The sequence below is a fragment of the Anabaena sp. FACHB-1391 genome, assembly GCF_014696755.1.
GTDB lineage: Bacteria > Cyanobacteriota > Cyanobacteriia > Cyanobacteriales > Nostocaceae > Dolichospermum > Dolichospermum planctonicum.
Genome location: NZ_JACJQS010000016.1, coordinates 65,780 through 78,437 on the forward strand (window position 1 = coordinate 65,780; position 12,658 = coordinate 78,437).

The 12,658-nt window shown below is 37.6% G+C and carries 7 protein-coding genes; 4 read left to right on the forward strand and 3 right to left on the reverse strand.

What is annotated here, in order from left to right; all coding sequences use genetic code 11:
* Window positions 1-17: 17 nt before the first annotated feature.
* Window positions 18-914 (reverse strand): alpha/beta fold hydrolase, encoded by an 897-nt coding sequence (locus tag H6F62_RS09935; RefSeq protein WP_190371937.1) that lies wholly within the window; start codon window positions 912-914, stop codon window positions 18-20.
* A gap of 253 nt (window positions 915-1,167) precedes the next feature.
* On the opposite strand from H6F62_RS09935, the gene H6F62_RS09940 reads away from it, so the two are divergent.
* Window positions 1,168-2,679, forward strand: coding sequence for an S-layer homology domain-containing protein (locus H6F62_RS09940; RefSeq protein WP_190371938.1), 1,512 nt, complete (start codon window positions 1,168-1,170; stop codon window positions 2,677-2,679).
* Between the two features lie 93 nt (window positions 2,680-2,772).
* On the opposite strand, the gene ppc is transcribed toward H6F62_RS09940, so the two are convergent.
* A complete protein-coding gene (gene ppc / locus H6F62_RS09945) occupies window positions 2,773-5,772 on the reverse strand; it encodes a phosphoenolpyruvate carboxylase (RefSeq protein ID WP_242025963.1) in 3,000 nt (999 codons plus the stop codon).
* A gap of 603 nt (window positions 5,773-6,375) precedes the next feature.
* Between ppc and H6F62_RS09950 the strand changes: the two genes are divergently transcribed.
* Genes H6F62_RS09950 through H6F62_RS09960 form a run of 3 tightly spaced genes read left to right on the forward strand, consistent with a single transcriptional unit; the run spans window position 6,376 to window position 11,413 of the window.
* Window positions 6,376-9,582 (forward strand): glycoside hydrolase family 15 protein, encoded by a 3,207-nt coding sequence (locus H6F62_RS09950; protein ID WP_137907622.1) that lies wholly within the window; start codon window positions 6,376-6,378, stop codon window positions 9,580-9,582.
* 38 nt (window positions 9,583-9,620) lie between these two features.
* Entirely contained in the window at window positions 9,621-10,724 is a 1,104-nt protein-coding gene (locus tag H6F62_RS09955) for an AAA family ATPase (protein WP_137907621.1), read from the forward strand.
* Window positions 10,724-11,413: a DUF4276 family protein gene (locus H6F62_RS09960; RefSeq protein ID WP_190371939.1), complete on the forward strand. Its 690-nt coding sequence runs from the start codon at window positions 10,724-10,726 to the stop codon at window positions 11,411-11,413. The genes H6F62_RS09955 and H6F62_RS09960 overlap by 1 nt, the downstream gene beginning before the upstream one ends.
* 166 nt (window positions 11,414-11,579) lie before the next feature.
* Here H6F62_RS09960 and H6F62_RS09965 read toward each other — a convergent pair whose 3' ends face one another.
* Window positions 11,580-12,518, reverse strand: a complete 939-nt coding sequence (locus H6F62_RS09965) for an Rpn family recombination-promoting nuclease/putative transposase (RefSeq protein WP_190371940.1) — start codon at window positions 12,516-12,518, stop codon at window positions 11,580-11,582.
* Window positions 12,519-12,658 lie beyond the last annotated feature (140 nt).

The following is a 12,658-nucleotide window of genomic DNA, read 5'->3' on the forward strand; positions in this document are numbered from 1 at the left end:
TTGATTTTGAGTTCCTTTTACCCATTACCAATTACCTGTCCTAACCAACTAATAATTTCACCATTAACAACATCGGGAACTTCATCATGGGGACAATGGCCCGCACCAGGAACAGGGACAATTTTCACATCTTTACCATCTTTTTGTGCTAGTCTATAAACATCCGCCCCTGTAATTGGTGTCCAAGGATCTTCCTCACCCCAAATTACTAATAAAGGCCATTCTAACTTAGGTAATAACGAACTAGGACTAGGTCCAGGGGGTGCGGTCAGAATCGCAGCAAAAACATCCTGCGCTCCTGGGTCACAGGATGGTATATAGAGTAAATCTACAAGTTCATCAGTTACGGCGTTGCGATCGCGGTACACTTGATATAATGTCCGTCTAATTTGTGATTTTTGGCGAATACGGTTAAAAACAAATTTACCCGTCACTGGGTTAGCCACTAACTTGTTAAAAGTCCCCATAAAAACCCGTAGCAGTGGGTTTAATTCCTGGGGACGGTGACTCAAACCACCAGCGGAGTTAATTAACACGCCTCCAGCGGCAATTTCGGGGTATTCTGTTAAAATAATTAAACTTAAAAGTGCGCCAATAGAATTACCGATAAATATAGCTGGTGTTTGGATATGTGTATTGTGAAAATCTTTTAATAATTCCGCCCACAGTTCCATGGTATAATCCACCTTGGCTTTATCAGAACCCCCAAACCCCAACAAATCTAAAGCAAACACCTGATAACCAGCCGCAGCTAGAACCGGGATATTTTTCCGCCAATGACCAATGGAAGCACCAAACCCATGAATAAGTACCAATGGTTGGCCTGTACCCATAACTGTATATTGAACTTTATAACTGCGCCAAGTCCAAACTTGTTTTTCTAATGTCTGTAAATGCTGGGTTGTAATTGTCATTTGTCAAAATTTCAGTGTAAATTTCTGGTTTAATTTATTATTTATGATGATCAATTGTCAATTATCATTGGATAATTGTAGGCTGGGTAAAGCAACAGCGAAACCCAACCAGGTCGTGAAGATGTTGATATTGAGTTTTGTTCCTCAAACCAACCTAGACAATTTAATGCTTGTGCCTTAAACTTAACAGTGTTTACTTGTAATTAATTACCAATTATCATTAGTTTACTTGCCAGGTGTGAGCTAAAATACCATGAACCCCATTAAATTAACTTATTGGAGTAAACTAGTTGTTACAACTGTTTCTATTGTCGCAATATCCTCAATATCTTCTGCATTAGCATTATCAAAACTGTCTTCTTTAGATACATCAAATCTCAGTCAGTTCTCAGAAAAGCAAGTTTTAGCAGATAAAGCAGATAAAGCAGATAAAGCAGATAAAGCAGATAAATATGACAGTGAAGCAGTCGGAGTTACTATTGCTACTAGTTCTTTTCCAGAGAAAAAACCAGCATTCACGCTTTATATCTGGCAACCAGGTGGTACAATCTCAGAGGTAACAGCCCGTATTTCCATCAAAAGTAAATATGGAAACAAATACCGCCAAGAGAGATTTTTAGGCGATTATAGATATAGGATGAAGCAAAAGGCTAATTTTGTCAAGGGGTTTAAATCAGAGGATCTTATAGTTGTTCGTTTATATGATACCACAAACCGCCTGATTGGCTACAGTGAATTTGCGATTTTACCGGAAAATACTGCGGTTAACATAATTTTATCAGCTAATCCCATAGTAGAACAAGTAGTTCGCAGCTTTTATGGTGCTGATGTTAACAATGATAGCATTGTTGATAATGATAGTATCAAATACGACTACTTCACCCAAGTTAATAACCAAAAAGTTACTTTCCTGAGTAGTTCGGAAAATGTCAGTATTACTCAATACCAAGCAGCAGGTTTTTCTCAAATTCCCACAACTGCTGCTTATCCTATATCCCTGAGTGATGTCGTTGGTAAATCTATCAACATCTTTGATTCCAACTTAGCACAAGCCTTAACAGTCCCTCCAGGGAGGATAACACAGTTGATTCCAATTCAGGAAAATTCCAGTTTTGAACTGGGACAACTATTAAGTAAATATCGGCAAATAGGTGTAGCAAAAAATATTAAAGTTTCATTTTCTGATATTTCCAAAGACTATTGGGCTAAAGAATATATTAGCGAATTAGCCGCAATGGAAATAATTGGTGGCTTTCCCGATGGTTCTTTTCGTCCTAACGCAGCGGTAACTCGTGGGGAATTGGCCGTCCTGCTGCAAAAAGTGTTCACGAAAAGTAAAATTCGTAAAGCGGTAGCTTTTAAAGATATTCCACCGCGACATTGGGCTTATAATGCGATTCGAGAGAGTTATGAAATGGGGTTTTTCAACACATTGAATAGTAAAAAATTCAACCCTGCTCAAAAGCTGACTCGTTTAGATGTTTTTATCACCTTAGCCAAAGGACTGAATTATCAATTTACTGGTTCTACAGAAAATATCCTTTCAGTTTACAGCGATGCTTCTACTATTAAGAGCGAACATCGTAATTTTCTCGCTAGTCTAACACAAAATGGTGTAATTGTCAACTATCCAAATATAAAATTGCTGAATACTAAAAAAATTGCCACCAGGGCAGATGTATGTGCGTTGCTATATAGAGCAATGGTTGTTAATGGTGAAGTAGTAGATTTCCCGTCCAGATACACTGTGAAAATCACAAGATAGAATGTGCGAAAATAGGGGAAACAATGGGTTTTTGATGATATTTTTGTTTCGCGCAAAGGAAGAAATAGAATGTCTCTTCCTTATTGTCTTTTATCAACCAGTATTTCTCATTCCTGCTGCAATACCGTTAATGGTTAATAATGCACCTCTGAGTAATTCTCCTTTACTGTAACGGGAGTGAATTACGCCGGTTGTGGGCGCATTTTTAGACTGACGCAAGCGTTTTAGCAAGGAAACTTGGATAAATCCTAAAGGCACAATTGTTCCGTTTCTTAATTGTACAGAACGTTGTAAAATTGGATCACCATCTAATAGTTTTTGGTGTCCAGTGATTTTTAAAACTAAATCTCTAGTGAGGAAAAATTCCCTAGAAATTTGTTCAAAAACATTCTCAAATCTAGTTTTGTCTTCAGGGTTAGATAATTCGTTGACATAATGACGTGCCATTTCCATGTCCACCTTTGCTAAGGTCATTTCTGCTTTAGAAATCACCATTTTAAAGAATGGCCACTTTAGGTAAAAATAGCGCAGTAATTTTAAATGTTGTTCTGGTTCTTCGTCCAGAAATTTTTGTAAAGCTGTACCAATTCCATACCAAGAAGGTAATAAGAAGCGGGTTTGTGTCCAACTAAATACCCATGGGATAGCTCGTAAACTGCTTAAATCTTTTTTACCAGATGGACGACGGGCCGGACGAGAACTAATTTGTAATTGGCTGATTTCTTCTATGGGTGTAACCTGGTGAAAGAAGTCAATAAAATCAGGTTGCTCATAAATTAGGTTACGATAGTGCTGACGGGAGGCATGAGCTAATTCTTCCATGATCTCATTCCAAGGTTCAATATCATCAAACCCTGTCCCCAATAAACTCGCTTGAATTACTGCTGTGGTGATAGTCTCTAAGTGATATAAGGCTAAATCTAATAAGGAGTATTTGGAAGCTAATACTTCCCCTTGTTCGGTGATTTTGATCCGGCCGCTAATACTGTTACCTGGTTGGGCTAAAATTGCTTCATAAGCAGGACCGCCACCGCGACCCACAGACCCCCCGCGTCCGTGGAAAATCCGCAGATTTACACCATAACTTTCAGCAATTTTCTGGAGTGATTTTTGGGCTTTATGAATTTCCCAGTTACTACTTAAAAAACCAGAGTCTTTGTTACTATCAGAATACCCTAGCATTACCTCCTGTAAGTTAGGACTCAGTGTAGCAATAGATGGATGTGCTTGTGCCTCTGTATTGTTAATTGCAGCGTAGCCTCCAGCCAGCATAGCACGATACAAGGGCAGTTCAAACAGTTGTTGCATTACGCTTCTGGAGCGTTGTAAATCTTCTACGGTTTCAAATAAAGGCACAACGCGAATTGTCCCCACCGCAAGTACAGGGTCAAATAAGGTTGATTCTTTGGCTAATAGTAAAACTTCTAGTACGTCGCTAACTTCACGGCACATACTAATAATATAAGTTTGACAGATATTGATACCAAATTCTTGTTGCAGCGATCGCAAAATGCGGAAGGTTTGAATAACATCATTGGTTTTTTCCGAAAATGGTAATTCAGCGGGAATCAATGGTCTACGAGTTTGCAATTCTGCGGTTAACCAAGCTATTCTTTGTTCTTCCGATAATTCATGGTAAGATTGCGGTAAAAGCTGCAAATATTCCAGAATTTCATTAATTGCATCAGCATGACGAGAGGATTCTTGACGAATATCTAATTGCGTCAAATTAAAGTCAAATATTTCTACTTGACAAATCAGATTTTCTAACTCCGCACAACTTAAACCTGTTTCCCGCAAGTTGCGTTGAATTAATAACAATTCCGCTAAAAATTCTGTACCAGACCGGTATTTATGTGCATCTTCATTTTGCGGCGTTTCTCGATTATATAAGGCTAAATTCCGATCTCGTGTATTTTCTAGTCTTTTAAGTATATAAGATAACTTCAGGCGATAAGGCTCTTGACGAAACCTTAAAGCTAAAGAGTCATAAACGCTACTTAGCTGTGATTGATCTAACTCCAGAGATTCCAGTAAATCTGGCAATACATCACTCCACTGCATAGAAACGCTCAGTAATGTCACTAACTCTTTCACAGATTTAATATACCGATCTAAAACCATTTTCCGTTGATAACAGGCGGTTTTCCATGTTACTTCTGGTGTCACGGAGGGATTACCATCTCGGTCTGAACCTACCCAAGAACCAAAGGAGCAAAAATTTGTCCCCGGTGGTTGTAACCAGGGAAAAGTTTCCTCTAGGGAGTATTTAAAGCGTTTATATAATTGTGTAATCCCATCAAATAACACCTCTTGAAAGTAGTGAAGGGCATAATCTACTTCATCTAAAACCGTCGGTTTGAATTGATGCAATTCATCCGTACGCCACCAGAGACGAATTTCTTCCAGTAACCTCTCTTTGATTTCTACTGTTTCCCAAGGATAACTACCAGCACGAGTGATACTATCATCCATTTTTTGTAAAAGATGTACCACCTGACGCTGTTTATCTCGGATAGTATGACGGACAATTTCCGTGGGGTGTGCGGTGAAAACCAAGCGGATATCCAGTTGAGAAATCAGACGTTGAATTTGTTGTGGGGGAACATTCAATTGAAATAATAGCGGAAATAAAGCCGCAAAACTGCCTTTTTGCTGGGTTTCCGGTGTCATTAAGTCGCTACCTACTTCTTTGGTAATCAGTACATCTTCCTCCCGTTGGTTGGTAGCATAAATGATACTGGGAAAAAGTTTTTGATCAGGTTGAATTGCATAGCGGGTTAATTGCTGCTTTTGCTCGTATTCCTGCTCAATAATATTAATTAGCTGAAAATAGAGCGCGAAAGCACGGGCGGCACGAATAGCCTCATTGATATTCAACTGTTCAATTAATTCTACGGCTGAGGCGGCTTGGTGATGTGTGGCTTGTCCTTCCGGGGAACACAGATTCCGCAGTTGACGTAATAAATCTACCATTTCTTGACCGCATTCTTGCCGGAGAACTGTTTCCCACAATTCCTCTACTACTTGTAGACGGTGACGCAAGAATAACTCCGAGTGTAGTACCGGAAAATCAATATTTTCAGTTTTCATACTTTTGATCATACTCATAAGATACTCAAAATGCTTAATCTACCTTGTTTTGAGTATCCAACATCAAGCTGTTAGCTTTTTTAGGAACTACTCACAGGTGATTCATGTTACTTTTAACTACTTTTGGTTCATTTTCGATAGGAAGAGGCAATTTGAATAAACCACTTCACTAAATGTCTACTCATCATTTTAAGATAAAGTTCGCCTTCACTCAATAGCAAACAGGAGAAAAGATATTTTCAGAATATTTACTCTGTTGTCACTGACTCAGATCATGGTAACTGGGATACAATCAATAAAAATATATCTATTTCAGTAACTTATTCTCTTAGCACTTTATACAAGCGAGTATTCTGAAAACTTAAATCTAACCTTGGTTCTATCTCAACACGAATTAAGGGAGTCAAGCGAGAATAGAATAAATAATCTTGGTAATAACTAATAGAAAATAGAGTCACGTCGCATATTATGATTATAATGTGTCTTGTCTGTAAAAACTTCCCCAGGTTTTTGCATACACCCACAGGAGAAATTGTAAAAAGTTCTTATTTATTCACCCGACACCAACAGAGTTAAATTTTTCAGCAGTTTATCATCAGCATAATGAACATATCTACCACATTCACAACCCGCTTAGATTCTTATTATCAGGAAATCAAAACAATTATTTTAGCGCGTCAAAATCCCATTACTGGTTTATTACCCGCAAGTACCGCTGTGACTGCTCATGGTGATTATACAGATGCCTGGGTGCGAGATAATGTGTATAGTATATTAGCAGTTTGGGGTTTAGCTTTAGCATATCGCAAATTAGATAGTGACGGTGGTCGCACTTATGAACTAGAACATAGTGTTGTCAAATTAATGCGTGGCCTGTTATTTGCTATGATGCGACAAGCTCATAAAGTAGAGAAATTTAAATATACACAATCTTTATTAGATGGACTTCACGCCAAATACAATACGTCCACAGGTGATATTGTGGTTGGTGATGATGAATGGGGACATTTACAACTTGACGCTACATCTATCTTCTTGTTAATGTTAGCAGAAATGACCGCCAGTGGCTTATCAATTATTTTTACATTAGATGAAGTTAACTTTGTTCAAAATCTAGTTTATTATATTGGCAGAGCTTACCGGACACCAGATTTTGGAATTTGGGAACGGGGTAATAAAATTAATCATGGTAATGCAGAATTAAACGCCAGTTCTTTAGGAATGGCTAAAGCAGCTTTAGAAGCAGTAAATGGACTCAATTTATTTGGTGTTTATGGTAGTCAAGCCTCAGTAATTCACGTTTTACCAGATGAAATTGCCAGAGCAAGAATCACCTTAGAATCATTATTACCCAGAGAATCAGGTTCTAAAGAAATTGATGCAGCGTTATTAAGCATTATTAGTTATCCCGCTTTTGCTGTCAAAGATGATAAATTACGAGAGCGAACCTTTAAAGAAATTGTGAGTAAATTAGCCGGAAAATATGGCTGTAAACGCTTTTTAAGAGATGGACATCAAACAGTTTTAGAAGATACCGAACGTTTGCATTATGAACCTAGCGAACTGAAAGAATTTGAGCATATTGAATGTGAATGGCCATTATTTTTCACTTATTTAGTTCTTGATGGATTATTTCGCGGTGAAAAAGCACAAGTTGAGAAATATCAACAACTTTTAAAATCATTGTTGGTAGAACAAAATGGATTACAGCTATTACCAGAACTATATTATGTTCCTGAAGAAAATATAGAATCTGAAAAATTAAATCCCCAAACTCAGTTAAGATTACCTAACGAAAATATTCCCCTAGTTTGGGCGCAAAGTTTATATTATCTGGGAGAAATGTTAAGCGAGGGTTTAATTTCCTTAGGAGATATTGATCCTTTAGGTAGACATTTAAGCGTAGGAAAAAGCAGAAGTGCCTTAGTACAAATTGCTTTAATAGCCGAAGATGAAGAATTACAAAATCAGTTAAAAATATATGGAATTGAAACCCAAACACCTAAGCAATTAGCACCAATTCAAGTCAGAAAATCTGAAGAACTTTCGCAAATTTATACCCAAATTGGTAGAAATGATCAATTAGGTTTAACAGGTCGTCCCCTGCGAAGACTGAGAAGTTTAACGACATCAAGATTTTTTAAAATTCAAGATCAAACAGTAGTATTTTTACCATCATTTTTAGATTCTCAGCAGTTTTATCTAACTCTTGATTATCACTTTTTAGTAGATCAAATTAGAGGAGAATTAGCTTATATTCAAAAATATTGGAGTGATTTAGGTCGTCCGACTTTGACCTTAATGATTACTCGGACAATGCTAGAAACTGGTGCAGAAGCATTATTAGAATTAATGCAAGAACTCAAAGATGGTATTTGTCATGGAGTGCAGGTAAAATTAGGAAAATTAAATCAATTAATGCTGACAGCCGCAATTCAAAAAATTGATTTTTTGTCAGACATAACATTATCTCAATCATCAGTAATTAATCAAAAAATTCGTTGTAATTATCTGACTTCCCATTTAGAAAAAAGTTGGTCTTTGGGACATACTCAAGAATTTCAAATGGAATGCGAAACCAACTTAAATTTATTATTACAATATTTGCGCTCATCGGAAAATATCTATGAGCAGATTGAATTACTGCAAACATTAAGTCGCTTACGGGGTTTAGAATTTAATACAGGTTATGCAGGTCCAAATCATAAAGTCATTGTAGCTGATTTACTGGATGAAGTTTACAACAAAGCCGGCGATTTAGGGATTTGGGCGGTGGTACGACGGGCTGCGGGTTTACGTCAAATGCTTGATATTGGCTTATCAGACGCGGTAACAAGTATTTTGGTGCAAGGAAAGCAAATTGCAGTCGGGAGGGCTTATAGTCAGGCTTCTTTAATGGTTGTTCCCATGTCTGCAAATGAAATTGCTGAGAAAATCAATAACTTCTGTCGTGAAGATATCCGCGACCGGGTTTTAACACAAGAAATTCTCATTTATCTTGGTGTTTTAATCAAATCTGAACCAAAATTATTTCGCGGTTTTATCACATTAAGAGTCGGTTATCTGATTCTTTTAATTACTAGCGACATAGCTAGAGAATTTAATCTCACCCAAGATGAAGCTTATGAGAAATTAATGGAGTTATCACCTTTTGAGGTGAAAATGCGTCTGCGTCAAGTGTTAACTGGATATAGTGGTGTAAGTAATTTATTGCGTCAACAGGAATCATTGCACGTCAAACAAAAAGAAAGTGATATCGCTTGGGTTGTGTTACCTGTAGTCAGTCAAGAAATAGAAGTTCCTCCCCATGGTTGGCGCAGATTTCGTCAAGCAGAAGGAGCATTAAATCGTGTACCCAAGGACTTTTTTAAACAAGTTTGGCTATTAATGCAGCATTGCAAAGGTGTAGTCATTGGTGATAAATTAGAACGCCGGAATCGTTTAGAAAGTGAAATTATGCTTTCAGAAATGACCGCCGGAGAAAGAAATTTTGCTTTATTGGTTGAACATTTACTAAATAAAATTGAAGCCCCTGAATATCGTCAAGTCAATGTAGAAGCCCTGATGGAATTGGCTACAATTGTCGCTAATAACCCAAACTTGCAAATTGAAGAATATATCGTTTTAGATGTGTTAATCGGTCACGCAGTGCGGTTAGCTTGGTTAGAAAATCATCCCCATCGTCAAGATAATTATGATGAAGATAAAGCTAGTGCCTGGCCATCATTTTATAATAGTTCTCCTCAAGATTGCGCCAATTATATTTTGAAGGCCTTTAGGTTCTTAACGGAGTTTGTGAAAGATGTTTAAACGTTTGCTATTCTTGGTATAAATACTAATTATCAACTATGCTACAACGAGTAATTATTAAGGGGTTCAAGTCTATTAAGACAATGGATATTGAATTGCGTCCCTTAAATATATTGATTGGAGCTAATGGAGCAGGTAAGAGCAATCTGATCTCCTTTTTCAAGATGCTAAATGAGATGATGGCCGGACGACTTCAACAATATATCGGTATATCCGGTTACGCTCAATCTCTCTTACACTTTGGACCAAAGGTAACACCGCAAATCGAGGCAAAACTAAAGTTTAAGATTGACAATGGGAGTGTGGATATTATCTATACCATTTGTCTACTTCATGCAGCAGGTGATACTTTAATCTTTGCTGAAGAAACAGGGACGCGAAACGGCTCACACCTACCTCAACCTTTAACTACTTACTCCTTCGGTGCGGGACATCAAGAAACAAAAATCAACAAAGCAGCACAAGCAGGTACACCAACAATTGCCAATACTATCAAACATTTGCTCAATCTCTGTCGTGTTTACCACTTTCACGATACTTCATCTACCGCGCGAGTTCGTCAATCCTGTTACATTGATGATAACCGCTACCTGGTGTCTGATGCGGGAAATTTAGCTGCATTACTTCTGAGATTCCGCGAAGATCATAGTACAGCCTATCAGCGTATTATTAAAACTATCCGTCTAATTGCCCCATTTTTTGATGATTTTGTCCTTGAACCTAGGGGGAATAATGTTATTCTCAACTGGCGAGAAAAAGGATCAGATCAAGTATTTGGACCACACCAATTTTCAGACGGTACTTTGCGTGCTATCTGCTTGACTACGTTGCTTTTGCAGCCAGAAAATGAACTTCCAGAACTCATTATTGTTGATGAACCGGAACTTGGTCTTCATCCCTACGCGCTCAATGTTGTAGCTGCGATGTTTGGTAAAGCTTCCTATCATACACAAATTTTGATTAGCACCCAATCTACTTCTTTTTTAGATAACTTTAATGCTGAAGATGTAATTACAGTAGATAGAGTGGGTAAGGAATCGCAATTTAGGCGGTTAAATCCTGAAGAATTAGAAGCATGGTTAGAAGAATATAGTTTAGGAGAAATTTGGGAAAAAAATATCATTGGTGGAGGTCCACACTAATGGTAAGACTCTATTTATTTGCAGAAGGACAAACTGAACAAACATTTGCTTCTATTATCCTGCAACCACACCTGGCGCAACATCAAGTATTTATGCACCACCCTAGACTCATTGCTCATGGAAGAAAAAAGGGTAAAACTAATCGTGGTGGTAGTGGTTATGGTGATTATCAGCCAATGAAGGATGATATTTTGCGATCGCTTGCGGAGGATAAAAATACAGATGTTTTCTTTACCACCATGATTGATTTGTATGCAATTCATTATAATTTTCCGGGATTAAAGGAATCTGAAATTATGCGCCAAAATCCCATAAAACGAGTTGAGTTTTTAGAGAAAAGCTTTGCTAATGATATTGATGATCCTCGATTTATACCGTACATTCAACTGCATGAATATGAAGCTTACCTTTTTTCTGATCCTACTTGTTTTGAGTCCTTTTATGATCATTGCTCAGATCGGGTTGCAATTCTCAAAGCTGCGGCCGATAAACATGAAACTCCTGAGTTGATTAATGATAGCAAGGAAACAGCCCCCAGTAAACGTATTATTGCCCAATTTCCTGATTATGAAAGAGCAAAATCTACTTATGGTCCATTATTGGCTGAATCAATTGGACTGGAAATAATTCGGAATAAATGTCCTCACTTTAATTCATGGCTATTACGACTTGAATCATTGGGTAAATAAAGCATTGATACCCCCAACATTAATGGGGGGTACATTCCTATGTTCTTGAAATGCGATCGCCGGATAAATTCTCATAAAATTCATTGAAACGTATAAAGGATAAAAGCAATGACTCCGAGGTATTACTTGCTGAATTTTGGAATGGATATAGATCAAAACTTCGCTTCTATTTCTCAGAAACCTCTAAATTTTGCAACCAACTAACCAAATCATCTAAACTCGCAAAATCTAACAACACCTCCGTTAAATCTTCCAATTGTTCCAGAGATAACTTCTCAATCTGCATTTTTAGCTGACTAGGCACTTCCCCAAATTTTTTAGATAACAACCGCAGGATCAGATTTACTTCTCCCTCCTGTATACCTTGTTGTATACCTTGTTGTATACCTTGTTGTATACCTTGTTGTATACCTTGTTGTATACCTTGTTGCATACCTATTTCTGTCGCTTCTTCTCTTAGTTCTTGATATAAGCGAGTTTGCTCAAAAGTTATACCTAACATTGCTTCTATCTCCAAACGACTTAAACGAGTAAACCGATAAGACATGATCGTGGTAATTATTTCTAATATGGCACGACTATCCGCTGGTGCTTGTAACTCCTGTTGACAACGGTTGACTAAATATCGCGCTGCTGCTGGTGCTTTGTCTTGGTTTAGGGTTGTTAACACCAACAAACTCACATCAAGGGGTAATTGTTCAAATTCTCCCAACTCATTCAAATATACTCGATGTACCTGTTCTGAACTCAAAAGTGCGCGATAGGGGTGAATATCCCCTTGTTCTGTACTCCGAGTTGGATAAATTAACACCGCTTGCCAATCTTGAAAACGCTCCCTATTTCTGTAAAAATAGAGAAACAACTCCCCAAATAAACGTTCATACAGTCGCTCATCTCTTTGAAATTGTACTTCACAGAAATAAACAACTCCTGGTGTTTCCGTTTCTGGTGGTAAAAACACCCCATCAATTTCAAACTTTGGTTCTTTTACCGCTACCGAATCAAAGCGATAACTAGCCGCGTTTACCGGAGGATTTGCCAATAGCTCAAACAGTAGCGTTGGGTATTTTTGAAATAAATAATAAAAAATAGAGTCACGCCGCATATAAAAGTAGAAATCACCTTTTCATATATATTACCAGGAATAGTGTCGCCATCTATTTTGTGATGATCATGACGGTAGAGATTTGAATTTTTAACAGATTACAAAAAAACCTATATAGGCCAGGGTAGAGCATTCCTAAA

Bases quoted from the DNA above. Each gene is read 5' to 3' on its own strand.
- H6F62_RS09955 (WP_137907621.1), top strand. From the start codon at position 9,621: ATGCTACAACGAGTAATTATTAAGGGGTTCAAGTCTATTAAGACAATG.
- ppc (WP_242025963.1), bottom strand. From the start codon at position 5,772: ATGAAAACTGAAAATATTGATTTTCCGGTACTACACTCGGAGTTATTC.
- H6F62_RS09960 (WP_190371939.1), top strand. From the start codon at position 10,724: ATGGTAAGACTCTATTTATTTGCAGAAGGACAAACTGAACAAACATTT.
- H6F62_RS09950 (WP_137907622.1), top strand. From the start codon at position 6,376: ATGAACATATCTACCACATTCACAACCCGCTTAGATTCTTATTATCAG.
- H6F62_RS09935 (WP_190371937.1), bottom strand. From the start codon at position 914: ATGACAATTACAACCCAGCATTTACAGACATTAGAAAAACAAGTTTGG.
- H6F62_RS09965 (WP_190371940.1), bottom strand. From the start codon at position 12,518: ATGCGGCGTGACTCTATTTTTTATTATTTATTTCAAAAATACCCAACG.
- H6F62_RS09940 (WP_190371938.1), top strand. From the start codon at position 1,168: ATGAACCCCATTAAATTAACTTATTGGAGTAAACTAGTTGTTACAACT.